Source organism: Gammaproteobacteria bacterium (assembly GCA_013697705.1).
In the GTDB taxonomy this organism is placed as follows: domain Bacteria; phylum Pseudomonadota; class Gammaproteobacteria; order UBA6002; family UBA6002; genus UBA6002.
On sequence record JACCWJ010000005.1, the window covers coordinates 65282 to 89832 of the forward strand.

At 41.7% G+C, this 24551-nt stretch carries 22 protein-coding genes and 1 tRNA gene; 13 read left to right on the forward strand and 10 right to left on the reverse strand.

Translation table 11 applies throughout. The features are described 5' to 3' along the window. Positions 1–68: 68 nt before the first annotated feature. Positions 69–911 carry a 23S rRNA (adenine(2030)-N(6))-methyltransferase RlmJ gene (locus H0U71_01885; protein ID MBA2653800.1) on the reverse strand — a complete coding sequence of 281 codons (843 nt, stop codon included), beginning with the start codon at positions 909–911 and terminating at the stop codon, positions 69–71. Then, a complete protein-coding gene (locus tag H0U71_01890) occupies positions 908–2092 on the reverse strand; it encodes a class I SAM-dependent rRNA methyltransferase (GenBank protein MBA2653801.1) in 1185 nt (394 codons plus the stop codon). Before H0U71_01890 ends, H0U71_01885 begins: the two co-directional genes overlap by 4 nt. A gap of 121 nt (positions 2093–2213) precedes the next feature. Between H0U71_01890 and H0U71_01895 the strand changes: the two genes are divergently transcribed. Continuing rightward, complete coding sequence (locus H0U71_01895) at positions 2214–4172, forward strand: APC family permease (GenBank protein MBA2653802.1); 1959 nt, start codon at positions 2214–2216, stop codon at positions 4170–4172. Positions 4173–4195: 23 nt separating this feature from the next. Here H0U71_01895 and queG read toward each other — a convergent pair whose 3' ends face one another. After that, on the reverse strand, positions 4196–5263 hold the full coding sequence (gene queG / locus H0U71_01900; GenBank protein ID MBA2653803.1) for a tRNA epoxyqueuosine(34) reductase QueG: 1068 nt from the start codon (positions 5261–5263) through the stop codon (positions 4196–4198). A 23-nt stretch (positions 5264–5286) separates the two neighbouring features. Here queG and H0U71_01905 point away from each other — a divergent pair, with 23 nt between their 5' ends. The 5 genes from H0U71_01905 to H0U71_01925 all read left to right on the forward strand — a co-directional run bounded on the left by H0U71_01905 (position 5287) and on the right by H0U71_01925 (position 11213). Beyond that, positions 5287–6777, forward strand: coding sequence for an NAD(P)H-hydrate dehydratase (locus H0U71_01905; protein MBA2653804.1), 1491 nt, complete (start codon positions 5287–5289; stop codon positions 6775–6777). Between the two features lie 102 nt (positions 6778–6879). Continuing rightward, positions 6880–7338 (forward strand): tRNA (adenosine(37)-N6)-threonylcarbamoyltransferase complex ATPase subunit type 1 TsaE, encoded by a 459-nt coding sequence (tsaE, locus tag H0U71_01910; protein MBA2653805.1) that lies wholly within the window; start codon positions 6880–6882, stop codon positions 7336–7338. A 194-nt stretch (positions 7339–7532) separates the two neighbouring features. Further along, complete coding sequence (locus H0U71_01915) at positions 7533–8834, forward strand: N-acetylmuramoyl-L-alanine amidase (GenBank protein MBA2653806.1); 1302 nt, start codon at positions 7533–7535, stop codon at positions 8832–8834. A 2-nt stretch (positions 8835–8836) separates the two neighbouring features. Then, positions 8837–10579 carry a DNA mismatch repair endonuclease MutL gene (mutL, locus tag H0U71_01920; protein ID MBA2653807.1) on the forward strand — a complete coding sequence of 581 codons (1743 nt, stop codon included), beginning with the start codon at positions 8837–8839 and terminating at the stop codon, positions 10577–10579. A 106-nt stretch (positions 10580–10685) separates the two neighbouring features. Then, entirely contained in the window at positions 10686–11213 is a 528-nt protein-coding gene (locus H0U71_01925; GenBank protein ID MBA2653808.1) for a VUT family protein, read from the forward strand. On the opposite strand, the gene H0U71_01930 is transcribed toward H0U71_01925, so the two are convergent. Continuing rightward, the gene (locus H0U71_01930; protein ID MBA2653809.1) at positions 11194–11760 is read right to left on the reverse strand and encodes a hypothetical protein; all 567 of its coding nucleotides are present in this window, start codon (positions 11758–11760) and stop codon (positions 11194–11196) included. The genes H0U71_01925 and H0U71_01930 overlap by 20 nt on opposite strands. A gap of 91 nt (positions 11761–11851) precedes the next feature. Between H0U71_01930 and miaA the strand changes: the two genes are divergently transcribed. From miaA to H0U71_01955, 5 genes are all read left to right on the forward strand, one after another. Continuing rightward, positions 11852–12778: a tRNA (adenosine(37)-N6)-dimethylallyltransferase MiaA gene (gene miaA / locus H0U71_01935; GenBank protein MBA2653810.1), complete on the forward strand. Its 927-nt coding sequence runs from the start codon at positions 11852–11854 to the stop codon at positions 12776–12778. Positions 12779–12891: 113 nt separating this feature from the next. Continuing rightward, on the forward strand, positions 12892–13155 hold the full coding sequence (gene hfq, locus H0U71_01940; protein ID MBA2653811.1) for an RNA chaperone Hfq: 264 nt from the start codon (positions 12892–12894) through the stop codon (positions 13153–13155). After that, a complete protein-coding gene (gene hflX / locus H0U71_01945; protein ID MBA2653812.1) occupies positions 13133–14407 on the forward strand; it encodes a GTPase HflX in 1275 nt (424 codons plus the stop codon). The genes hfq and hflX overlap by 23 nt, the downstream gene beginning before the upstream one ends. Positions 14408–14453: 46 nt before the next feature. Then, entirely contained in the window at positions 14454–15746 is a 1293-nt protein-coding gene (locus tag H0U71_01950; protein ID MBA2653813.1) for an adenylosuccinate synthase, read from the forward strand. A 23-nt stretch (positions 15747–15769) separates the two neighbouring features. Continuing rightward, positions 15770–16648, forward strand: a complete 879-nt coding sequence (locus H0U71_01955; protein ID MBA2653814.1) for a hypothetical protein — start codon at positions 15770–15772, stop codon at positions 16646–16648. An 8-nt stretch (positions 16649–16656) separates the two neighbouring features. Here H0U71_01955 and H0U71_01960 read toward each other — a convergent pair. After that, positions 16657–16743, reverse strand: a tRNA-Leu gene (locus H0U71_01960). Positions 16744–16827: 84 nt separating this feature from the next. Beyond that, positions 16828–17151, reverse strand: a complete 324-nt coding sequence (locus H0U71_01965; GenBank protein ID MBA2653815.1) for a hypothetical protein — start codon at positions 17149–17151, stop codon at positions 16828–16830. A 96-nt stretch (positions 17152–17247) separates the two neighbouring features. Here H0U71_01965 and rnr point away from each other — a divergent pair, with 96 nt between their 5' ends. After that, on the forward strand, positions 17248–19482 hold the full coding sequence (gene rnr, locus H0U71_01970; GenBank protein MBA2653816.1) for a ribonuclease R: 2235 nt from the start codon (positions 17248–17250) through the stop codon (positions 19480–19482). 79 nt (positions 19483–19561) lie between these two features. Then, positions 19562–19762 carry a DUF397 domain-containing protein gene (locus tag H0U71_01975; GenBank protein MBA2653817.1) on the forward strand — a complete coding sequence of 67 codons (201 nt, stop codon included), beginning with the start codon at positions 19562–19564 and terminating at the stop codon, positions 19760–19762. 113 nt (positions 19763–19875) lie between these two features. On the opposite strand, the gene queC is transcribed toward H0U71_01975, so the two are convergent. The 4 genes from queC to rodA form a co-directional block, all read right to left on the reverse strand. Beyond that, the gene (queC, locus tag H0U71_01980; protein ID MBA2653818.1) at positions 19876–20625 is read right to left on the reverse strand and encodes a 7-cyano-7-deazaguanine synthase QueC; all 750 of its coding nucleotides are present in this window, start codon (positions 20623–20625) and stop codon (positions 19876–19878) included. An 8-nt stretch (positions 20626–20633) separates the two neighbouring features. Beyond that, positions 20634–22319 (reverse strand): tetratricopeptide repeat protein, encoded by a 1686-nt coding sequence (locus tag H0U71_01985; GenBank protein ID MBA2653819.1) that lies wholly within the window; start codon positions 22317–22319, stop codon positions 20634–20636. Positions 22320–22419: 100 nt separating this feature from the next. Next, a complete protein-coding gene (mltB, locus tag H0U71_01990) occupies positions 22420–23403 on the reverse strand; it encodes a lytic murein transglycosylase B (GenBank protein MBA2653820.1) in 984 nt (327 codons plus the stop codon). A gap of 10 nt (positions 23404–23413) precedes the next feature. Then, complete coding sequence (gene rodA, locus H0U71_01995; GenBank protein MBA2653821.1) at positions 23414–24547, reverse strand: rod shape-determining protein RodA; 1134 nt, start codon at positions 24545–24547, stop codon at positions 23414–23416. Between the last annotated feature and the right edge of the window lie 4 nt (positions 24548–24551).

Consider the following 24551-nt stretch of genomic DNA (forward strand, 5'->3'; position numbering starts at 1 on the left):
AATTTCTCTTTACGTTTATTTTTCACAGTATAGTAGAATGAGCAACCCAGCATTCAGGCTGTCCATAATTACATTTTAGAGGTAAAACTTTCTAGTCTGTAATTGCCTCTATTTTCAGAGTCCAATATATTCAATAGCTGTGGCAACACTTCATTAAGTTTTTCTTGTAATTTCCAGGGTGGATTAACGATCACCATACCACTACCATTTAATGCAAAAGGTGCGTCATCTGGAAATAAATTAAGTTCACAAATCAGCAGATTTTTTAGAGATAACTTTTTTAAATTACGTTCAAATTGATTAATCTGAATGCGGTTTTTAACGGGATACCATATTAGATAAATCCCTTGCCAACGCATAAGCGCCATTTGCAATGATTTTATAATTTCATCGAATTCATTTTTATCCTCGTAGGGAGGATCAATTAGCACTACGCCGCGTCGAGGGGTGGGTGGTAAAAACGCTTTCAAACCTTGATAGCCGTTTTGTAAATGGACCCCCACTTGAGGGTCGTACTTAAATTCTTCTTTTAATAATTGATAATCAGCAGGGTGTAATTCCGTCAAAATCATTTTGTCTTCGGGGCGAAGTAATGCGCGTACTATGCGTGGAGACCCAGGATAATATTTTAATGAGTTTTCCTTATTCATGCTCTTAACAATTTGCAAATAATGTTTTATCTCAGTTGGCTTTTTGCCTTTTATGGCCATTAATGTTCCGATGCCAGCTGCAAATTCACCCGTTTTTTTAGCCTGAATTGACGTTAAATCGTATTTTCCTATACCCGCATGAGTATCTATATAGCAAAAGGGCTTTTCTTTGGCGAGCAATGATTCAATGACTAAAATAAGACAGATGTGTTTGAAAACATCAGCAAAGTTACCTGCATGGAATGCATGACGATAATTCATTGAGAGGCTCGCACTAAACAAAAGTAGGCTTTTAAATAAGCTGTCTCTGGAATTGCAGGATGTATCGGATGGTCTAACCCTTGAAAACCAATTTCTAAAATTTGCGTGCTTTTTTGAGTTTTAATACTCGCGCGACGCAGGATGTCTAATAGTTCAGATTGCGACATATGGAGAGAGCAGGAGCAAGAGACTAACACCCCGTCTTCGTTTAAAAGCTGCATCGCTAGTTCGTTCAAACGCAAATAAGCAATGGTGCCCTGTTCGATATCTTTACGCCTTTTGATTAAGGCGGGAGGATCGAGTATCACTACATCAAATTTTTTCTTTTCATGAACGAGTTTTTTGAATACGTCAAAGAGGTCACCTTCTATGCATTCCACTCGATCCTCACAATGGTTGATTTTGGCATTTTCTTTGACTTTCTGAATGGCAGTCGCCGAGCCATCAATGCAAAGTACTTCACTTGCACCATAATGCGCTGCCTCTATTCCCCAGGCTCCTAAATAACAAAAAGCATCTACTACCTTTTTTCCTACTACATATTTTGCTAGTCGAGAGCGATTTTCACGATGATCATAGAACCAACCGGTTTTTTGGCTAGACCTAATTGGAATAGTAAACTGGCAATGATTCTCTTCAATAAGAATGTCTGGGGGAATCTCGCCATAAGCTACGTCCACATAGTTTTCGAGTCCTTCAATTTGACGCATAGAACTGTCATTTTTTAATAGAATTCCAGTGGGCTGGAATAAATTAATAAGGGCTGAAATAATCACCTCTTTTAATCGTTCCATGCCTGCAGTGTTCGTTTGAACCACAAATATTTGGTCATATCGATCTATGATCAAACCTGGAAGTTGATCACTTTCTCCATACACCAAGCGATAGAACGGCTTAGCAAAAAAGGATTTTCTAAGTGAAAAGGCGGCTGCAATCTTATTGACGAAGAAGTCTGCATCAATGTCCATGGGCGTCTTGGTCAAAATTCTGATGGCAATGAGTGCATGCGGATTGGCATACCCCAGGGCTAGAAATTTTTCGCGTGCGGAATAAATTTCAACCACCTCGCCGGGGGCTAAATTTTTGAGCGGTGATCTTGTCGTATCTATTTCATTGCTGTAAACCCAAAGATGGCCCGCATTTATACGTCTTTCCTCGTTTTTCTTGAGATATATCTTCATTGGATTTCGCTTGGCCTCGAGTTTATAAGACTCGCCATTATAAGTGGATGAATTAAGAGTGCAATGACGTCGAAAAAATAGAATGGTAGAATTAGGCATCACCAAACGGATCTTGAGAAAAATGTTTAAAAAAATATACCGTTTACTTATTGGTAAACCTCATAATCCCCTAGATCAAAAGACCCGTAACAAGATTGCGTTGAGTGCCTTTTTGGCTTGGATAGGGTTGGGTGCCGATGGGCTCTCTTCTGCGTGTTATGGTCCTGAGCAGGCATTTTTAAGCCTAGGTGGGCACACCTATCTCGCTTTTTACTTAGCTTTTGCGATCGCTATTTCAGTTTTTATTATCTCCTTTGCTTACAACCAAGTTGTAGAACTCTTTCCAAGTGGAGGCGGAGGATATAAAGTCGCTACGAAATTATTGGGCGTCTTCCCGGGCCTCATCGCAGGATCTGCCTTAATAGTCGATTATATTTTAACAATTGTGATTTCCATCGCGAGCGGTGTTGCAGCTGCCTTTAGCTTACTACCCTATAGTATGCAATTTTATAAACTCATTGTTGATTGCGGATTGATAGTTGTGCTCATCGTGCTTAATTTGAGGGGCATGAAAGAATCCATCAAAATTCTTATGCCCATTTTTATTGGCTTTGTCATTACCCATATTGCCTTAATCATTTTCGGTTTAACCAAGCAAAGTTCTTTATTACCCAGCTTGTATCAGAGCGCCAATCATGAAGTTCAACAAATATGGCTGCAGAATGGTTTGATTTTCCTAATGGCGCTTTTTATACGCGCCTATTCATTAGGAGGAGCGACCTATACAGGGTTAGAAGCGGTTTCTAATAATGTGCATACCCTGGCGGAACCTCGGGTTACAACGGGTAAATGGACTATGTTCTATATGGCAGTCTCCTTGAGCATCACTGCCGGTGGCATTTTGTTTCTTTATCTATTGTGGCAAGTCAAACCTATACCCGGTATGACGCTCAATGCTGTTGCCTTTAAGGCGCTACTAGGTTCGGGTGATTTTACCGATACCATATTATTAGTTACCTTATTGTCAGAAGCTGGTTTGTTGTTTGTAAGTGCTAATACAGGATTTTTGGGCGGCCCTGCTGTGTTAGCAAATATGGCGATTGATAATTGGGTGCCACGACGTTTTCGCAATTTATCGAGTCGATTGGTCACTCAAAATGGCGTATTAATGTTTGGTGTTTCAGCTTTATTTATTCTGCTCGCCACACGCGGTCATGTGGGGTACATCCTGGTACTTTATAGTGTCAATGTTTTTATCGCTTTTTCAGTTTCATTGATTGGTCTTTGTCGTCACTGGTGGCAACAACGTAAAGAAAAATTATCCAATTGGTACCGTTTATTATTGGCCAGTATTGCTGCAATAATCTGTACCTCGATCTTAATCATGTTGGTAATTACGCGGTTCAATGAAGGGGGGTTGGTCGCACTTATGATCACAGGATTTGTAGTGTTTGTTTGCTGGAGAACACGGCAGTACTATGGAAAAGTGAATAAAAAATTTAAGCAAGCCGATAAGCTGTTAGTGCCAAAACTCATTACTAAAGGGCCGGAAGAAATCCCGGAATTTGATCCTAAGGCCCCAACTGCTGTGCTTTTCATTGGTAAGAGTATCGGGGTGGGGATGCACGCCCTGCTTTGGATTCATCGTCTGTTCCCCAGTTATTTTAAAAATTTTATTTTTGTCTCTGTGGGTCTTATAGATGTGCAAAGTTATGGGGCTCATCAGCATTTTGGCGTTTTGCAACGACGTGTTAAAAAGATTTTAGATCACTTTGTGAAGTTTTCGCATAATCATAATACTGCTGCTTATGCCATTATTGATTATGGAACCGACCCTGTCGAAAAATTAACTCAGATTGCCGAAAAACTTTACCATGAAAATCCCAACTGTATTTTCTTCGCCAGCAATTTAGTCTTCGAAACAGATAATTGGTTAATCCGTAGACTACATAATGAAACTGCTTTTGCTGTGCAACGAAAACTTCATTTACAAGGGATTATGATGATGATTTTGCCAATGAATATTGAGGCAACGCTCTAATCTGAGATCAGTTTGAAGGTATGTTACACATTATCCTCTTCATGTTGCTGTAATGCCCATAGAATATGCTCCTTCACCATATCAGAATTGTCTTCGAATCTTTCCTTTAAGGCATTGACCACTGCGGGTGAGGTAGGCGCATTGCCTAAAGCTACCGCAATGTTCCTGCGCCAACCTTGATACCCTGCACGCCTGATAGCTGAACCTTCCGTAAAGCGATTAAACTCTTCTTCACTCCATGAGAATAATGCAACTAGATCGGCATCGTTAAGCTGGGTGCGAGCATGAAACTCAGCTTCTCGGGTGATTTTGGCAAATTTATTCCACGGGCAAATAATTTGGCAATCATCACAACCAAAGATGCGATTGCCAATCAAAGAACGAAATTCCTTCGGAATGGCGGTTTTTAACTCTATGGTTAGATAGGAAATGCAACGTCGGGCATCTAACTGGTACGGACCTACGATGGCCTGAGTAGGGCAAATATCAATGCAAGCTGAACAGGAGCCACAATGTGGTGTAGCAGGAGTATCAATAGGAAGGGGGATGTTGACAAAAATTTCCCCTAAAAAAAACCATGATCCCGCCTGTTTATTTATAATTAAGGTGTTTTTTCCTAGCCATCCTAAACCTGCTTTTTCTGCAATGGCTTTTTCAAGAACAGGAGCGCTATCCACAAAAGCGCGATAATGAAGACAATCTACTTTGTCATTAATTTTGTTGGCAAGGGTCAGCAGTCTTTTTTTTATAACTTTGTGATAGTCTCTTCCCAAAGCATAGCGTGAGATATAGGCCTTATTCTTATTGCCGAGGACATGCACCATGCGCGTATTGGAGGGTAGATAATCCATTCGCAGTGAAATAATACGCAGAGTATTGGGTACGAGTTCAGCGGGTCGTGATCGTTTAGACCCATGTTTATGCATGTAAGTCATCTCGCCATGATAGTTATTTGCTAGCCATTTGTTTAAATAGGATTCTGCTTCCTCGAGATGAGTATCTGTTATACCGACTTGCTGAAAGCCGAGTTCTCTACCCCATCTTTTAATGTCAGCTGCTAGTTCTAAAAGATCTATAGTAGAATTAGTCATGACTATCACAGGAAAAGTACATAATGGAAGCCCGAGTATATAGTGTTAATCAAATAAGAACGCTTGAAAAAAAAGCAGTAGAAGATTATCACATTTCTGAATTTAATCTGATGCTTTCTGCGGGCCGGGCTGCTTTTAATTATTTAACAACCCTGTGGCCGATGGCAAAAACAGTGCTCGTGGTGTGTGGTTCTGGAAATAATGGCGGCGATGGTTTTATTTTGGCAGAGGCGGCCCGAGAAAGTGGCCGCCTAGTAAAAGTGAGAATTTTAGGGGACGTTGAAAAACTCTCTGCTACTGCGAAAATTGCGCTGGAATACTGTCAGGCCCACGGAATTAATATTCAAAAATTTGATGAAAATGAGACTATAGCGGCAGACGTAATTGTGGACGCGATTTTGGGTATTGGGCTCAAAAAAGCGCTTGAGGGGTCCTATGCACAAGCCGTCTCTGTGTTAAATCGGTCTCATTTGCCCATATTAGCTTTAGACGTGCCTACGGGGATAAATGCGGATAGTGGCAATATTTGGCAGTCTGCTTCCGGTGTTACCCTTGCTATTAAAGCGGAGGCAACAATTACCTTCATAGGCTATAAGCAGGGGCTTTTTACCGGTGCTGCTCTTGATTATTGCGGTAAAGTGGCCCTTGCAAGTTTAGACCTCCCTGCTGCACTTTTTCACAACGTTGCGCCTTCCAATGAATTTTTGCTCCCTGAGTCAATTAAGTATCATTTACCTCCGCGTCCAAAAAATGCTCACAAAGGTGATTGTGGGCATGTCTTAGTGATGGGGGGCAATATAGGTATGGCTGGGGCAGCTCGACTCGCCGCTGAAGCTGCGCTACGTGTGGGCGCGGGCCTCGTTAGTGTGGCCACTTTAGCGGGCCACGAAGCTATTGTTTGTGCTCATTACCCCGAAATCATGTGTCATGCGGTATCAAGTGAAGAAGCCCTGCTGGCCTTGCTCGCTAAAGCTACTGTTATCATTCTTGGCCCAGGCCTGGGTACAGACGAGTGGGCAAAAATGATGTTCAATGCTGCTTTAACTTCTCGCTTGCCTAAAATTATTGATGCTGATGGCCTAAATCTTTTAGGTAAGAACCCCCACTGCCAACGAGATTGGGTGCTTACGCCTCATCCTGGAGAAGCGGGACGTCTATTGGGCCTGGATACGAAAATTATTCAAAGTGATCGTTTTGTCTCTGTCACTAAGCTGGCTAAGTTAGGAGGCACGTGGGTATTAAAAGGCGCTGGCACCTTAGTTAGGGGAAACGAAGATATAACCTTTATTTGCCCTTTTGGTAACCCGGGTATGGCCAGCGGTGGTATGGGAGATGCATTAAGTGGAATCATAGGTGGTTTGATGGCGCAGAATATTTCCTGCGTGGAGGCCAGCAAACTTGGCGTCTTGTGTCATGCCTTGGCGGGGGATGAGGTTGCAAAAGAAGGCGAACGAGGCATGGTTGCTTCAGATGTCATTGATAAACTTCGAGGCTTAATTAATAACACCGAATAATTCTAATTCTGCTAACACCTCTTCTTGACTAAATAGACCTGGTGCCTAATCGTTAGACTCCAGCGCTTGCGAAGCGTTGAGACGTTAGATTACTATCGCTAAATGTTAATTCCGAATGAAACACAATTGATGTCCCTCGCGGGCGTGTTAGCTAAACTTTGTCAGGCGCCCCTTGTTATTTATTTGCAGGGAGAATTAGGCGCGGGAAAAACGACTTTCTCTCGCGGTTTTTTATCTGGGCTGGGCTATCAAGGTAGGGTCAAAAGCCCCACTTATACCTTGGTTGAAACCTATAGTATCGATAAGGGGGTGGTTTCACATTTTGATTTTTACCGTATTCAGGATCCTGAAGAACTAGACTTGATCGGTATCCGAGAATATTTTCATAGAAGCGCTATTTGCCTAATCGAGTGGCCGGAATTAGGACAGGATAGCATACCTGCGCCGGACATAACTTGTGTTCTAGATATTACAGAGGGCGGACGTCTATTGCATTTTTTAGCCGAATCGATGGTAGGTAAGAAAATCCTTGCTGATTTTACTAACTTAATTACGAACTGATAATTCCCCCTTTTAAAGCATTTTATACCCCTTTAATAAAGCGTATTCTGTAGTAGATTCCTGTTTAATTGTTCAGTATGCTAGGGCATTGCGCGGCCCCAGCGACTGGACTGTCCCTTTACGTCGTCCCGCGATGAAGTTGAAGGGCTACACCGCGGTACGACGTGGAAAGCAAATAAATAAGTGAGAATAACGTGCAAGGAAAGATTATCTCCAAATTACTTTTTTTTGCTTTTTTAATAACCGGCTTTAGCTCTGCTTTTGCCGATGAAACGCCATTACGTCATTTTAGTCTTGAAAAAGGTGAGCAACAACTATCCCTCAAATTCCAGTTTGATAATGAAATTAAATATCATTGTTTATTATTAGAGAAGCCTGATCGATTAGTGATTGATTTTGAGAATGTTTTATTAAAAACAAAATTATCCTCTATCGATAATGCGTTTATCAAATCAGTTAGATGCAGTGATCATGAACATGAATATTTACGTCTCGTTTTTGATCTCAAACAGAAAATTCATTATATGACTGCTTATTCTGTCCCCACGAGTGAATTATCGATTACGTTATCCCCCGGGGGAGCGAGTGCTACAGAAGTTACTCTAAAATCTACTGAAACGCATTTAGCGGCGCTTGCAAAAAATGACATTATCGATTCGCTTGAAGAATCGGTTGAGAAACCGATAGCAGAAAATACGCCGACAAAATTATCGAGGAAATTAATTGAACACCCAGAACCAACAATAGAATTAAGTCACCTTCCTAAATCAAAAAATATAGTGGTGGTTATAGATCCGGGTCACGGTGGAAAGGATCCCGGAGCTGCGGGTCCGCATGGTACTGTCGAAAAAGAGGTGGTATTAAAAATTTCTAAAGCGCTGCAGGCAATGCTAAATGATGAGCCTGGCTTTTGCGCCGTGCTGACTCGCTCTACTGATTGTTATATTCCTTTGCGTAAGAGATTATCATTAGCGCGAAAAAATCATGCCGATATATTCATTGCCATTCATGCAGATGCTTATAACCATAGCCATGCCTCTGGTGCATCGGTTTATGCTTTATCGCAGCGAGGCGCCACAAGTGAAGCAGCTAAATGGCTGGCAGAAAAAGAAAATGAATCTGAATTGGAGGGCCTCAGCGCTGAATTAGCAGACAAAGACGCAATTCTTCGCTCAGTCCTGATTGACCTCTCGCAAACACATACGATTGAATCTAGTTTGCATATTGGGAATAACCTCCTCGGCCATTTGGGCAAGTTTTCCCGCCTACACCATCCTAGAGTCGAACAAGCCGCCTTTGTGGTATTAAAATCTCCTGATATTCCTTCGGTGTTAGTCGAAACTGGTTTTTTATCTAATCCTGAAGAAGAAGAGAAGCTGAGAGACCCTGCTTATCAGCATCAAACAGCGCTTGCCATAAAAGAGGGTATAAAACAATACTTCCTTACTAACTCCGCCAGTTCTAGCTGGTTTGCAAAAGGTCGAAATAGAAAATAATTATGCGAATTCAAATTTTAGATCCTCTTTTAGCCAATCAAATTGCGGCAGGTGAAGTGGTAGAAAGGCCTGCTTCGGTATTAAAAGAATTGCTCGAAAATAGCATTGATGCAGGGGCTACTCAAATCAAAATTGATTTAGAAGGGGGTGGCATTAAAGGGATTGTCGTAACAGACAATGGACGCGGTATTACCAAAGAAGATTTGCCTTTAGCATTTAGTCGTCATGCCACAAGTAAAATCGTCTGTATGCAAGATTTAGAAAATGTAAACAGTTTGGGTTTTAGAGGAGAAGCATTGGCGAGTATTAGTTCCGTCGCCAGGGTACGTCTCGCCTCTAAAACTAATGCACAAGAAACAGGCTGGGAAATTGCAATGGAGGGGCGAATTGGTGAATACAAAATGGTACCGTGTCCTCACCCTATAGGCACTACAATTGAAGTGCAAGATTTATTTTTCAACACTCCAGCAAGGCGCAAATTTCTGCGTACCGAACGAACTGAATTATTACAAATTGAAGAAGTGTTAAGACGTCTTTTATTTAGTCGATTTAATATTAATTTCCAAGTTAAACATCAACAAAAAATTCTATTCAATGTTCCAGAAGCCCTTACACGAGATGAGAAAGAAAAACGCATTGGCTTAATTTGTGGGCAGGAATTTGTATCACAATCCATCGCGATAGAAGCGAGTACTTTTGATTTGGCTATTTCAGGCTGGATTTCTTTACCACAATTTTCTCGTAGTCAACCTGATATGCAGTACTTTTATGTTAATGGTCGTATTGTAAGAGACAAATTAATTAACCATGCCGTTCGCCTCGCCTATCAAGATGTGCTATATGGCAATCGCTGTCCCGGATATATTTTATTTTTTAATTTACCGCCTGATTTAGTCGACGTAAATGTGCATCCTACCAAGCATGAAGTGCGTTTTCGTGATAGTCGTTTAGTACATGATTTTATTACCAGCACCTTAAAAGAAAGTTTACAACAGATCACTCCCCAGCAGATTGTGCAAAAAACACACTATTTTGTTAAGCCTTTGCCTCAGCAAACACCTCTTGAAATGAAGGAAGATGTTGCAGTGTATCCTATTGTGCAGAGCGCAGAAAAACAGGTAACCAAAATAGAGCCTTTTGCCGCAGTAGTGTCTCAACCACTTATCTCTCTTGGCTTTGCGTTAGGTCAATTACTCGGAATTTATATCGTTGCAGAAAACGAAGCCGGCATGATTTTAGTGGATATGCATGCTGCGCATGAACGCGTTCTCTACGAAAAATTAAAGCTCCAATATCAAGCAAACGAAATTGTTACACAACGCCTTCTCGTTCCTATAACAATTCAAGTCAATAAAAAAGAAGCTGATTATGTGGAAGACAAACACGCATTATTTGCTGATTTGGGGTTTGAATTAGCACGTTTGAGTAATGAGACAGTTGTGCTGCGACAAGTGCCGGCCTTGCTGCAATCAAAAGATGTCGGAAGGATGGTTAAAGATATTTTATCCGATGAAATAGAAATGGACCGAAGTGATCGGGTACATCATTACCAAAATGAAATCTTAGCGACTATTGCATGCCGAGCCGCTGTCAGAGCCAACACCCTTTTAACGGTACATGAAATGAATGGCCTACTACGAGATCTAGAAAATACCCCTAATAATGGCGTTTGTAATCACGGTCGGCCTACCTGGCAACAATTCACCTTATCCGATTTAGACAAGTTTTTTTTACGCGGCAAATGATTGAGAACATTTCTGCATCACTTGACCTTTCTCGCCAGGTTGACGCGTGCTAAAATGCTTCCCTATCAATTAGATGTTAATTTTATCCAACTTCTTAGCAAATCCTATGATAAAAACTGTTTATAAATATAAAGCTACGGCAACCTATATTTTCCTAATCATCTTTGTAAACTCTCTATTTAGCCATCTTCCGTTGGTCAATATTTTAGGGCAGCGATTTTCCCCTGCAGATGTTTTAGTGGGCTCAACCTATATATTTCGTGATTTTTCTCAAAGAGAGATAAAATCCTATGTGCTAATTGCAATGTTAGTGGGTGGGTTGCTGAGTTATTTTTTTGCAGAGAATACCGTCGCTTTCGCTAGCATTTCAGCATTTTTTGCGGGGGAGCTTATAGACTGGGCAATATTCACTTGGACTCAGAAACCCCTCTCCCAGCGATTATTACTCTCTTCAGTTTGCAGTTGCCCAATCGATACGATTATTTTTTTAGGACTCATTGGACGGTTAACGTGGATGGAATTTGCTGTCATGACCTTGTTCAAATTTTTGGGTATTTTTTGGGTTTGGGGCTATTGGCAAATGCAACAAAGAAAGCAGTTGGCTAACATGGATATTAGAACCAAATCGTGGTGACGGGGATTTTAGTAATAATTTTATAATGAAAATCATATAAGTGGACTGTCCAGGGGGTATGCGATCTATCAATTTGTCCTAAAATACTATATCGATACCTATCACAAGTATAATTTAGCCGCATGTTATTAATGATCACACTTGCCCCTGTTAAAAAGGTGCAATGAAGCCCATTTGCCAATTCGACCGCCCAAGGCTGAGCAGTTTTAGCATCAATCTTAAGAGCTGTTTTACGATGAAGAGGTGCATCTAGATCAAGGATTGTAGCTTTGTGCGACCAAGGCGTAGTTACACATGCCAAACTATTGCCATCTTGGAAGCAGGGGTCTAAGATCACGTTACTTGCCTGACAGCGCCAAGCATCGCTACGACCAGGATTAGCTAATGAACGTGTCCAACAACTTCCAGCGTACCTTTGCGCGACAAAGAGGTGGGAGTTTAAGGCACTCTCTTGGGTATAGGCTTGATAGATAATTATTTTAGTGGGTTCTGCGTGAAGAGACGCGGCATAGAAGAAGATGAAAATAAATAGCCCAAGTTGATACATTTTGTACTCCCTATCGTCTATACGGATTATAGCAGCTAAGACATTTCAAAATTTGAGTTACTATCTCCGAAAGGGGAAGAGTTGGAGGAATATGCGTTTTAGAGTGATCTGTTTAATGGGGCCTACCGCTTCTGGCAAAACCGATTTTTCCTTACGCTTGGCAGAAGAAATACCTTGTGAAATCATCAGCGTGGATTCAGCGATGGTGTATAAAACGATGGATATCGGGACAGCAAAGCCGACTCCGGAGCAACGTTTACAAGTTAAACATCATCTAATAGATATTGCTGATCCTTGGCATCCCTATTCAGCAGCTAAATTTGCACAAGATGCAGTCGAAGCAATTCGCTCGATTCATCTTCAAGGGAAAACCCCTATTCTTGTGGGTGGCACCATGCTTTACTTTAAGGCCTTGCAGCAAGGCTTGTCACCCCTTCCCCCCGCCGATGAGGGGATAAGAGCACGCTTGATGGAAGAAGCTATGGCAGTCGGTTGGGCTGAAATGCATCAGCGTTTAGCAAAGGTTGATCCATTAGCGGCAACGCGTATCAATCCAAATGATCCACAACGTATTCAAAGAGCCCTTGAAGTACATGAAATAACCAATAAATCCCTTTCTTCCTTATGGGAGACAGCCGGTCATTCAGATCTGCCTTGTGACTATATTAATATTGCAATCGCCCCTCATGATCGCACAATGTTACATGAGAATATTGAGCAGCGTTTTCATAAAATGATGCAAGAAGGCTTTTTGGAGGAAGTGCAGCAACTTTACCATTGCGATAATATCCATATAGACTTACCCTCAATACGCTCAGTAGGGTATAGACAAGCTTGGCAATATTTAGCTGGCAAGATTACTCATGCGCAACTGTATGAAATGGGTATCGCAGCAACGCGTCAACTAGCGAAAAGACAACTTACGTGGTTGCGACACTGGGGAACAATGCATTGGATAGATAGCATGGATAATAATGCATATCAGAATCTTCTCCAGCATTTATTTCGGCATCTATGAGCAATTAGCTCTTGAAATTGATACCAAGTGTCCAAGTTTTGAGGTATATTTCTCATTTTTGTTACACCTTTTAAGCAAAACAGTAATAAACAAAAATAACAAGGAGAGTCATGATGACAACAAAAGGGCAGTCGCTTCAGGAACCATTTTTAGAAGCATTACGTCGCGAACAAGTGCCCATTTCCGTTTATTTAGTCAATGGCATTAAGCTGCAAGGTAAAATTGAAGCCTACGATCAGTTTGTAGTATATTTAAAAAATAGCTTTAGCCAAATAGTTTATAAACACGCTATATCCACTATTGTACCCATGCGTAAGATTGTACTTGAAGGGTTTGATGTTGAGGTAACCGCAGCTGAAGAAAACGACAAAGAATAGTCTATTTGAAAGACCTGAAGGTGGAGAGCGGGCCATCTTAGTACATCTTAATCTTCAAGGCATCAATCAAGAAGATCTTGAAGAATTTCAAGAATTAGTCTCCTCTGCAGGCGCGGAATCTGTTGGGATAATCACAGGCTCGCGCCAAACTCCTGAAGCTAAGTATTTTGTTGGTAGTGGTAAAGCGGATGAAATTAGGTTGATGGTGGAAGAGCATCAAGCTGAAATTGTACTTTTTAATCATACCCTCACTCCTTCGCAAGAAAGAAATCTTGAAGCCTTATTTAAGTGCCGCGTACTGGATCGTACCAGTTTGATTTTGGATATTTTTGCGCAACGGGCACGAACGTTTGAAGGTAAATTGCAAGTTGAGTTAGCGCAGCTGCAACATTTATCCACTCGACTGATACGCGGATGGACTCATTTGGAACGTCAGAAAGGGGGGATTGGCTTGCGTGGGCCGGGGGAAACCCAATTAGAAACAGATCGACGTCTAATCCGCGACAGAATCAAAAATATAACGAAGCGGCTAGAGAAAGTAAGATTGCAGCGGGGGCAAAGTCGTCGAGCACGTACTAAAGCTGAAATTCCTACAGTGTCTATCGTGGGTTACACCAATGCGGGTAAATCGAGCCTGTTTAATACGTTGACCTCCTCTGAAATTTATACCGCAGACCAGTTATTTGCGACCCTCGATCCCACGTTACGTAGCATACAATTGCCTTCTGTAGGCAAGATAATTTTAACTGATACGGTGGGATTTATACGTCATTTACCGCATGATCTGGTAGACGCTTTTCGCGCTACTTTGGAAGAAACTCAGCAGGCTGATCTTCTTTTGCACGTAGTGGATGCCAATCATTCCAATCGAGAAGACCTCATTGCTGAAGTTAATTCGGTATTGAAAGACATTAATGCCACTGATATCCCTCAGTTATTGGTATTCAATAAGATTGACCTTCTCAACATGAACGCGCATCTCGATAGAGATGAACTTAAAGTACCACGTATTGTCTGGGTGTCTGCTTTAACTGGAGAGGGGATGAATTTATTGCATGAGGCATTAACAGAGATGCTCGGTCAGGATATTATTACTCAAATATTACGGTTGAACCAAATGCAGGGTAAACTGCGAGCAGAGCTATATGCATCGCAAAGAGTGATTGATGAGCAAGCGCTGGAGGATGGCTGGAAGCTTACTGTCCGGATGCCAAAGAAAGACTTTGATCGCTTCATCAGGCAGTTGAAATGACTGCTGCTTGATTGACGGTGTCAGATCAATATATTAGGAATAAATAATGGGTAAAAATGTCGTAGTTCTTGGCACCCAATGGGGTGATGAGGGCAAAGGTAAGGTCGTTGACTTACTGACCGATCGTGCAGCAAGCGTTGTGCGATTCCAAGGAGGTCATAATGCAGGTCACACATTGGTGATCAATGGTGAAAAAACAATCTTACGGTTAATTCCTTCAGGGATTTTGCGCAAAGATGTTCAATGCTTTATTGGTAATGGCGTAGTTTTATCTTTGTCAGCCTTACAAGAGGAAATCAAAGAATTAGAGTTAAAAGGTATTCCGGTTACCAACCGACTTCGCATTAGTGAAGGCTGTACCTTATTGTTGCCCTATCATGTAGCGCTCGATAAAGCGAGGGAAAAGAATCTCGGCAAAGAAGCCATTGGCACTACAGGAAGAGGCATTGGCCCTGCCTATGAAGATAAGGTGGCGCGGCGAAGTCTTCGCATGTCTGACCTACTAGATCGAGAGCATTTTGCCACCAAGTTGCGTGAAATTGCGGAATACCATAACTTCCTGTTAACGAATTATTATGGGCAAGACCCTATCGATTATAAAATCGTCCTAGAGGAAATGTTTGAAGCGTCAAAAGGGTTAATACCACTTATGGTTGATGTGACCCATGAATTAATGAAGCTCCGCTCTAATGATGCCAATATTATGTTTGAAGGTGCTCAGGGCAGTCTGCTTGATATTGATCAAGGTACTTATCCCTTTGTGACTTCATCGAATACTACTGCGGGAGCGGTCGCTACGGGAAGCGGCTTTGGGCCTTTATTCTTGGATTATGTATTGGGAATTACGAAGGCTTATACCACACGAGTGGGGTCGGGTCCTTTCCCCACTGAATTGTTCGATGAAGTGGGCTCACAGATTGCAGAGCGCGGCAAAGAATTTGGTAGTGTCACTGGACGTCCTAGGCGGTGTGGCTGGCTCGATATAGTTGCATTACGTAGATCAGTCCAAATTAATAGTATTTCCGGCTTTTGTCTTACCAAGTTGGATGTATTGGATAGTTTAGCAACCATTAAACTCTGTACCCATTACCAGTCCAATGGAGCCCGGGTGGATATTCTACCGATGGATGCTAGAATTTTAGATAAGTGTTCTCCCATTTATGAGGAGTTACCAGGTTGGCAGAGCTCAACGTTTGGTGTAACCGACATGGACTCATTGCCAGCTAACGCAGTGGCGTATATTAGAAGAATTGAGGAGTTGCTAGAAATACCAATTGACATTATTTCTACCGGTCCAGATCGTAATCAAACCATTACATTACGCCACCCCTTTGATTAGATCTGCACCATGGAGGGGCAGTTATGAAATGGGGCCATGTACAACTTATCTCGCTGTTGGGTATTATCTTTTTTTCTCCCCTCCATGCGCAGTACAGTAGCGATTATGGCACCCATTTAGATGACGATTTGAGAGCTTATTGTAATCGTCAAGCAGCTTACTCTACAGGGGTCAGTGATGCTCGAAAAGGACTGGCGCGCAAGGAAGATTATGCTCAAATTTGTAGGGTAGATAGAGCCCTTTATAACAGTGCGTATAATACAGGCTATAGTTATGGGCTAACGAATCAAAGTGGCCTAATAGTGAATGAACCAACGCCGAATCATCCCGACATCCAAGATCAATTGCCTTCTTCGTATGTTCAGCCTTATACCCGCCCCGTTGTCACGACTAATCCCAATATAGCGCCGGTGGTCCCGAATGCAGGATCAGCGGTAGTGGCAAGCCCTGGTTATTCTTCAGTAGTGGCTCCAGGTGTCGCCTCGAGTAATAATTCTCAGGCATCACGCACACCGATATATCCGGGAGAGGTGATGGTCCCTACTGGGGATTTTGCGAAGCCAGAGCCGGAGCATGGATTGCAATCGTTGATAGAGGTAGGCCCTAGTCCTCGGCCTAAATGTATTGAAACTGTAAGCGGGCAAGCTTGCGGCTTTAATTGTGTCAATTCTTTCAATAATGTGCGCTGTGCTCCCACTCCTGATCAGGTCTGTCGCAGTAATGACTTAGGGGAAATTGCTTGTGGTTATAATTGTATCGCGACAGCAGTTACCGTGCGGTGTGCGATGACGCCTACGGATGTATGCGTGTCTGATCACAATGGAAGAGTCTATTGCGGGGTAAATTGTCGTATAACTGATAATGCGGATGCCATGTGCGATTTAGAACGGTATGCACATTAACCTTTAAATGGTGCCGAGAAGAGGACTCGAACCTCCACGAGGTTACCCTCACAAATACCTGAAACTTGCGTGTCTACCAATTCCACCACCCCGGCTTGTATGCAGTGCGCAGATGCGCGTCAGCCTCTTGGCCCGTGCGGACTGACTTTAATATTCTGTAAAATTTTTGTCAATATTTGTTATCGTTGAGGACAGGAGTCTGATTGAGGTGTGATACCTTGAATATGAACTGCGCGAGGGACGCATTCACCGAGAACAGCGTCGCATTGGAATTCGCGGTACTTTCTTAAAAGCAGCGCCTGGCGGGTTGGAGAGCTCCAATTACCTGCCATATATTGGTAAGGATACAGAGTAGGATCATTACTATTTAAGAAAATTAGCTGGCGTCTAATATCTTGACATACTTGGTAACGATTCACTGGAGGAACTTTGCATTGTCTTGAAGTGCAACCTGTCATAAGGACAGCTAAAATAATAGTTACAAGAATTAGACGAAATTGCATTTTCAAATTATCTCCATTAAGTGATAATGCATTATAAGTTAATTGAATGTTGAGTAAATAGAAATTTGCTCAATGTGTATTTAAAGGAAAGTGATTTTGATTAAGAAATTTTTGAAAAAAGATCCTTACTTGGAGAGGGAGAAGGAGAAATATGAAAACCCTATCCCCAGCCGAGAGCTTATTATTGAATATCTCGATGAAGAAGGCTGTTCAGTTAGCAAGAAACATTTGGTAAAAGCTTTTGGGCTTGAAAGTGAAGAACAGATAGAAGCCTTGCGACGACGCTTGCGGGCGATGGAAAGAGACGGTCAGATTATTAGTAATCGCCGGGGTCAATACGCCTTAGTTAAAGATTTAGAATTGATTCGAGGGCTGGTTATAGGCCGTAAGGATGGTTATGGATTTTTAGTGCCGGACGATGCCAGCAGCGACCTCTATCTATCTTCTTATCAAATGCGGGTTGTTTTTCCTAATGATATCGTTTTGGCTCGAATTTCAAGTATTGATAGTCGGGGTCGAAAAGAGGGAACCATTGTAGAGGTTCTGGAACGTAATACACTGCGCGTGGTGGGTTATTTTCGCGAAGAAGGGGGTGTTTGTTTTGTTGAGCCAGATAAGAAAGAAATCCAGCAAGTAGTGTTGATTCCCCGAGAGGAAGCAGCTGGCGCTAAAGAGGGTCAGATGGTGGTCGTAGAGATCATCGCCCAACCTACACTCAAGCGCCAGGCTACTGGAAAAGTAACTGAAATCCTTGGCGAACATATGGCTCCCGGGCTCGAAATCGAAGTTGCCATCCGGTCCTATGAGCTACCATTTCAATGGTCGGATGCAATCATGGATGAAACTCGGCTTATTCCAGAAACGGTTGCCGCTGAAGAAGCCAATAATCGTAACGATCTGCGAAAGCTGCCCTTTGTTACGATTGATGGTGAAGATGCAAAAGATTTTGATGACGCGGTTTTCTGTGAGCCGACTAAGGCTGGGTGGAAACTTTATGTCGCCATTGCAGATGTCAGTCATTATGTAAAAGTAGATGCTAATCTTGATCGTGAAGCTTTTCATCGAGGCAATTCAGTTTATTTTCCAAATCGTGTTATCCCAATGTTACCCGAAGAGTTGTCTAACGGTATTTGTTCATTAAAACCCAATGTAGATCGTTTGTGCATGGTATGTGAGATGAATATCAGTAAGGAAGGGATATTAGAAAATTATCAATTTTATGAGGGTATTATTTGTTCCCAGGCTCGGCTCACTTACACTGAGGTAAGCGCCATGATCCAGGGTGAGCAAACTCAGAATATCAAATTTCTTCCTCAGGTTACTGACCTGCACCATGTTTATGAAAAATTGTTGCAGCAGCGCTTGCTTCGAGGGGCGCTCGAGTTTGAGACCGTAGAAACACGTATTATATTCGGTGAAAATAGAAAGATAGAAAAAATTATTCCGATTAAACGTAATGAAGCTCACCGTTTAATTGAAGAATGTATGCTCGTAGCGAATGTCGCTGCAGCGGAATTTTTGAGTGAATATGGACTCCCTTTATTATATCGTGTGCACAAAGTACCTGATCCTGAAAAACTAGAGAATTTAAGATCATTTTTACAAGGCGCAGGTTTACGTTTAACGGGTAAATCTCACCCAGAACCCATAGATTATGCCACGCTAATAAAGAGCATCCAGGGGCGCCCTGACGCTCACATTATCCAAACCATATTGCTGAGATCATTAAGACAGGCAATTTATTCCCCTGTAAATGAAGGACATTTTGGTTTGGCCTATGATCATTACTGTCATTTTACCTCTCCTATCCGACGTTTTCCTGATGTGTTAGTCCACCGGGCATTAAAACATGCGTTAAAAGGGAAGGAAGTTACGCAGTTTGTTTATTCTCCAGAAGAACTATTTCTGTTTGCTGACCACTGTTCTATGACTGAGCGGCGTGCAGATGATGCAACGCGAGGTGTCACCGATTGGTTAAAATGTGAATACATGCTGGAGAAGATTGGTTGTGAATTTGAAGGCGTTATTTCTGAAGTCACAGGGTTTGGTATTTTTGTAGAATTAAAGGACATCTACGTTGAAGGGTTGGTACATATAACGGCGCTTAAAAATGATTATTATCATTTTGATCCGGTGACTCGCCGTTTAATGGGAAAGCGAACAAACACTACCTATGGCTTAGGTGACCTTATCAACGTTAAAATAGTGCGCGTAAATTTAGATCAAAAACAAATGGATTTTGATCTGGTTGATAACGAAACAACCTCTACGAAAACAAAACCTTCTAAAGCACGTAAGCGACCAAAAAAGAAAAAAAGGAAAGAGGGTTGAGGTTTTTGTAACTACAGCCCGTATGGACGTTCGCATTTAGAGGCGGAACAATTTTTTTTTATTAGTAACGGAGATACCTATGGAAATTAATTTTAACGATGCAGATTTTAAAAAATCTACAATGTGTACGAGTTGCTCTCACTGCGTAGAGGTGGCAAATAAAAATGACATGATTGCCGTTCGTGATACTAAAGACCCTAGCCAGATGCCTTTGCAATTTAATAAAGAAGAATGGCAAGCATTTGTTGCAGGCGTTAAACGCGGCGAATTTGATTTTTAAGGTGATGTAACCTGGATGACGCGTCAGCAGAATCCTTGATTGCATCAAGGCTACATTGTTTGGAGCTATTCAATAATGTAGCCTGGATGCAGCACAGCGGAATCCAGGATCCTTTATTGCATCAAGGCGACATTGTTTGGAATTATAACGTTCGCATCTAGAGGCAAAACAGTTCCCATTGTTTTACTGAGATCATATCGAGTGGGGTCTGGAGCATTTAATTCAGCAAAGCCTTTTTTTCGTAGCATGCAAGGATCACATGAGCCACATGCCTCACCCTCTTCATTTGCCTGATAACACGACACTGTCCCTTTATAATCCACTCCTAGTGCCAACCCCTTACTAATGGTTTCCCCTTTAGTTAGAAGAAGCAGGGGCGCATGGATAGTCACCCCGGTTCCTTCTATAGCTTGTTTTGTGGCAAGACTGGCCAATTTTTGAAATTGCGCAATATATTCAGGGCGACAATCAGGGTAATGCGAGTAATCAATAGAGCTTACTCCTATAAAAATATCGTGTGCTTGTAACATTTCTGCATAGCCCAATGCTACTGCAAGAAATATAGTATTGCGCGCCGGCACGTAGGTAATCGGTATTTCAGTCGACCCGGTATAATCGGGTACCGCTAAGGAAGCATCCGTTAAAGCCGACCCTCCAAAATCATCGAGGGATAACCTGAATACTTTATGTGCTCTTGCACCTAAGAGGCTCGAGACAGCTGCAGCTGCTCTTAGTTCGCTGCGATGCCTTTGACCATAGTCAAAACAAAGGGTATAGCATTCAAATTTTTGGGAGCGCGCAATGGCAAGGCACGTTGTTGAATCTAAACCACCCGACACCAAGATGACAGCTTTTTTAACCATAACACTCTCTACGACTTTTGAAGAATAAACAGATAGCCAAAAACTGGCGTCCTTCTCTGAACGCGCAATTGTACCTCATCTTCTTGCAAAATTTTAAAAGAATTTTTGTTACTTAATTCGTAAATATACGCTTTTGAGTGGGCAAAACGTGTGGATTTTTGTAGGGCATAATTTTTTTCTTCTAGTTTCTCAACTGTGAAAGCGAAATAGCCACCTTCATTGAGCGCAGCATAACTCCTACTAAAAATATCTTCTAAATCACCAAAGTAGCCAAAAACATCGGCAGCTAAAATCAAATCGATATGGTGCATGTGGCTAATGGCGGTTGTTAGATCTTCAACAAGTAGTTCATCATAAATATTTTTTGCCTGTGTTAATTCGATCATTTTTGAGGAAATATCAATACCAATTAATTTTTTTGCGTAATCTTTAAATAATTCTCCACAAAGTCCGGTGCCACAGCCAAGGTCTACAATCGTCAAGTCATGACGCGTACCCAAGAGTGCAGAGACACTATTAAACAATAATTTGTGTCCTTGATAACTTAAACACTTTGTTAAATGGGTTTCGAAATAGGGAGCATATTGATCAAATAAATTTTTCACAAATTGCGGTGGGGTTTTGGTTTGACCGCCTTCTTCGGTTAGCGCGCTAATGATATATTGCAATTCAGTACTATTAGGATCTAACTTTAGCGCGGCACGGTAATGGGAAAGCGACTCATCATAACGTTCTATTTTTAAATAGGTGGCACCCAAATTTACATGGGCATCTAAAAAATCAGGGCGCATATCGAGCGCCGCTTTGAAATATTCGATAGCGTCTAGATAGCGATCTTTAAACATATAAATCGCGCCCACATTAAAAAAAGTGTCCGCATCAGGTTGGTGTTGTAAGCACTGTAAGAAATGTTTTAAAGCTTCCTCTGCCTTTTGTAAGCTAAGATAAGTGGACCCAAGATTGTAATGGGCCTCATGGTGTAGGGGGTCTACAGCAAGTGCCTTATTAAAATATTCTAGGGCTTTTGGTAATTCACCTTGTTTGACAAGGATGCCGCCTATGTTGACATAAGTATCCACATCATTATGAACTAATGCTAAACGTTCTTGATAATGGTAGAGAGCTTTTTCTAATTGATTCGTTTCTAGCAGCAATTGTGCCAGTTGTTTTTGGGCTTCAGCAAATTGCGGTTCTAATGTCACTGTCTTTTCGAGAGCAATAATTGCTTCTTCTTGGCGGTCTAATTTAATAAGTAAAATTGCTAGGTTGTAATAGGCCTCAGCATAATCCGCCTTCAGCTCAATCGCTGTTTCATAATGTTGTAATGCTTTCCTGTCATTATCATGCTTAGCGTAGAGATTGCCTAAATTGTTATGCGCAGTCGGCGAATGAGGATTTAATTCGAGCGATCGCTCATAATGGATAATCGCTTCATCATAATTTTTTAAGTACCATAAAACATTGCCCAGACTATTATGAAACGTTGCGGAATCAGGTTCACTATCTAAGGCGTGGTTAATGAACTTTAATGATTGAGCATAGTCCCCTTTCTGGGATAGTAATATGCCATATAAATGCAAGATATTTGAATCGTTTGGATTTTGCTCTAGAAGTTGTTGATAAATTTGTTCTGCTTGATTTAATAATCCGCCTTGATGATAAGATAATGCTAACTGAAATAGTTCGGAATTCATTTTCTCTCATATCATTTCTTAGCAACTGTTTAGCCTAGATCCGAACATATCACCTTTGGCTGAATGTTCTACCAAATTAGTGCTGAACAGTTATATTGGGTTAGCTATTTCTTTTTTCACGTATTTTTTGGGCCAATACATTTACTGCCATGACATAAAGGTCACTGCTATTATAGGTAGAAATCACATAGAAATTTTGTAAACCCAGCCAATATTCGCAATCATCTTTATTTTCAAGTTGAATAAAAGAGGCCTTTCTGTTGCCAAGCGGCACGGGGGTGCTGATGTCATATTTTTCTAAATCTTCTTGTGTAAGATGAGGTTTGAATTTCTTATCACAAGGAGGGAGGCATTCATCATTTTCTATTACAGCGGCGAGTGCCACGGGTTCGCCTGTTTTCCACCCATGTTTATTCAGATAGTTTGCTACGCTGCCAATTGCATCAGCATCGTCATTGAATAAATCTGCTCGGCCTTTATTTTCAAAATCAACAGCATAGCTGCGATAACTGCTGGGCATAAATTGAGGTAGGCCTACGGCGCCTGCATAGGATCCTTTCAAGGTGAGCGGTTGGAAATTATTTTCTCTGGCTAATAACAGATACTGCGTTAATTCTGAACGAAAATAGCTTGCACGTCGTCCGTCATTAAAGGCAAGTGTGGCAAGGGTATTGAAAACAGGGAAGTTGCCCTTATTTTGCCCGTACTTGGTTTCAACACCAATAATGGCAACAATAATACTGGCCGGCACGCCATATCTTTTTTCGGCTAGCGTTAAATTTTTCTCGTTTTTATTCCAATATTCTACGCCTTTATTAATTCTATCAGGAGTAATAAAGAGCTCGTAATATTGATACCAAGGTTTTGCTTCTGCAGGTTTTTGAATACGTGAAATGACTTCTTCATTAAAACTGACCGTACAGAATAATTGTTCTAGTTTTTTTCGATCAAAGCTATATTTAGTGACTAATTGATCAATATAAGAACGAACATCCGGTCGTTCTATAGCGCAATAACTTGCTAGTGAAGTTAATGAAGCGAGCATCAAGACGATAAAGGTAACGAATACCAGACTTTTTTTCATAACTAACCTCTTAGCGACCGAGTAATTTGCGATGGGTGAAAATGGACATGATAATACCGAAACCTGCAAGGATAGTCACCATGGAAGTCCCCCCATAACTTACAAGGGGTAGGGGTAAGCCGACGACGGGAAGAATGCCACTTACCATGCCAATATTTACAAAAAAAGAAATAAAGAACATTAAGCTAATACTTCCGGCAAGTAATCGTGAAAAAGTATCTTGCGCAAGCGTGCTTATTCTAAGTCCACGTAATACTAGAATAAGAAATAAAGTAATTAGGGTGATGCCCCCTATCAACCCAAACTCTTCGCCGGTCACCGCAAAGATGAAATCAGTAGCATGTTCAGGCAAAAACTGGAGATGGGATTGGGTGCCATTTAACCATCCTTTACCAAAAACGCCCCCTGAACCAATAGCAATTTTAGATTGGATAATGTGATAACCACTGCCTAAGGGATCACGCTCGGGGTTAATAAACGTTAAGACGCGCTCACGCTGATAATCGTGCATGAAGAAATGCCAAAGCACAGGAAAACTACATAAGGCTAGAATTCCCAGCGAAAAAATTATCCGCCAGCTTAAACCCGCTAATACAAATACGGCGGCCCCACAGCAGGCAATAATAATTGCAGTTCCCAAGTCAGGTTGGATCGCTGTTAACCCTACCGGCACAATTAATACAATACTCGCAACAAAAAGAGTGCCTAAGGAAGGTGGCAGTTGTTTATCATGAAAATACCAAGCCAGCATCATTGGCACAGCCAATTTCATTATTTCGGAGGGTTGAAATTTGATGGCTCCAAGGCCTAGCCATCGCTGCGCGCCTTTGCCCGTGTGACCTATAATAAGGGTCGCGATAAGCAAAACCGTACCAAATGCGAACACCCAGGGAGCCCACTGATAATATTTGCGCGGAGGAATTTGAGCAAAAACTAACATCACAATAAAGGCTGCACCTAATCGCAACCCCTGCTTAAAAAGAATGTTGAGACTGGCGCCGTCGGCGCTATAAAGGATGACGCTACCGACAGCTATTAAAATACAGAGCCCACCCAATAAGATTGGATCGAGATGCAGCTTCTCCCATAATGGCCGCCGAAGTTTATTACTGGGGTGATGATAGGAGTAAGTATCTCGATTCATTTAT

Coding starts and splice junctions, on each gene's coding strand:
- H0U71_01885 (MBA2653800.1), bottom strand. CDS start 911: ATGAATTATCGTCATGCATTCCATGCAGGTAACTTTGCTGATGTTTTC.
- H0U71_01890 (MBA2653801.1), bottom strand. CDS start 2,092: ATGAAGATATATCTCAAGAAAAACGAGGAAAGACGTATAAATGCGGGC.
- H0U71_01895 (MBA2653802.1), top strand. CDS start 2,214: ATGTTTAAAAAAATATACCGTTTACTTATTGGTAAACCTCATAATCCC.
- queG (MBA2653803.1), bottom strand. CDS start 5,263: ATGACTAATTCTACTATAGATCTTTTAGAACTAGCAGCTGACATTAAA.
- H0U71_01905 (MBA2653804.1), top strand. CDS start 5,287: ATGGAAGCCCGAGTATATAGTGTTAATCAAATAAGAACGCTTGAAAAA.
- tsaE (MBA2653805.1), top strand. CDS start 6,880: ATGTTAATTCCGAATGAAACACAATTGATGTCCCTCGCGGGCGTGTTA.
- mutL (MBA2653807.1), top strand. CDS start 8,837: ATGCGAATTCAAATTTTAGATCCTCTTTTAGCCAATCAAATTGCGGCA.
- H0U71_01925 (MBA2653808.1), top strand. CDS start 10,686: ATGATAAAAACTGTTTATAAATATAAAGCTACGGCAACCTATATTTTC.
- H0U71_01930 (MBA2653809.1), bottom strand. CDS start 11,760: ATGTATCAACTTGGGCTATTTATTTTCATCTTCTTCTATGCCGCGTCT.
- miaA (MBA2653810.1), top strand. CDS start 11,852: ATGCGTTTTAGAGTGATCTGTTTAATGGGGCCTACCGCTTCTGGCAAA.
- hfq (MBA2653811.1), top strand. CDS start 12,892: ATGACAACAAAAGGGCAGTCGCTTCAGGAACCATTTTTAGAAGCATTA.
- H0U71_01950 (MBA2653813.1), top strand. CDS start 14,454: ATGGGTAAAAATGTCGTAGTTCTTGGCACCCAATGGGGTGATGAGGGC.
- H0U71_01955 (MBA2653814.1), top strand. CDS start 15,770: ATGAAATGGGGCCATGTACAACTTATCTCGCTGTTGGGTATTATCTTT.
- H0U71_01965 (MBA2653815.1), bottom strand. CDS start 17,151: ATGCAATTTCGTCTAATTCTTGTAACTATTATTTTAGCTGTCCTTATG.
- H0U71_01975 (MBA2653817.1), top strand. CDS start 19,562: ATGGAAATTAATTTTAACGATGCAGATTTTAAAAAATCTACAATGTGT.
- queC (MBA2653818.1), bottom strand. CDS start 20,625: ATGGTTAAAAAAGCTGTCATCTTGGTGTCGGGTGGTTTAGATTCAACA.
- H0U71_01985 (MBA2653819.1), bottom strand. CDS start 22,319: ATGAATTCCGAACTATTTCAGTTAGCATTATCTTATCATCAAGGCGGA.
- mltB (MBA2653820.1), bottom strand. CDS start 23,403: ATGAAAAAAAGTCTGGTATTCGTTACCTTTATCGTCTTGATGCTCGCT.
- rodA (MBA2653821.1), bottom strand. CDS start 24,547: ATGAATCGAGATACTTACTCCTATCATCACCCCAGTAATAAACTTCGG.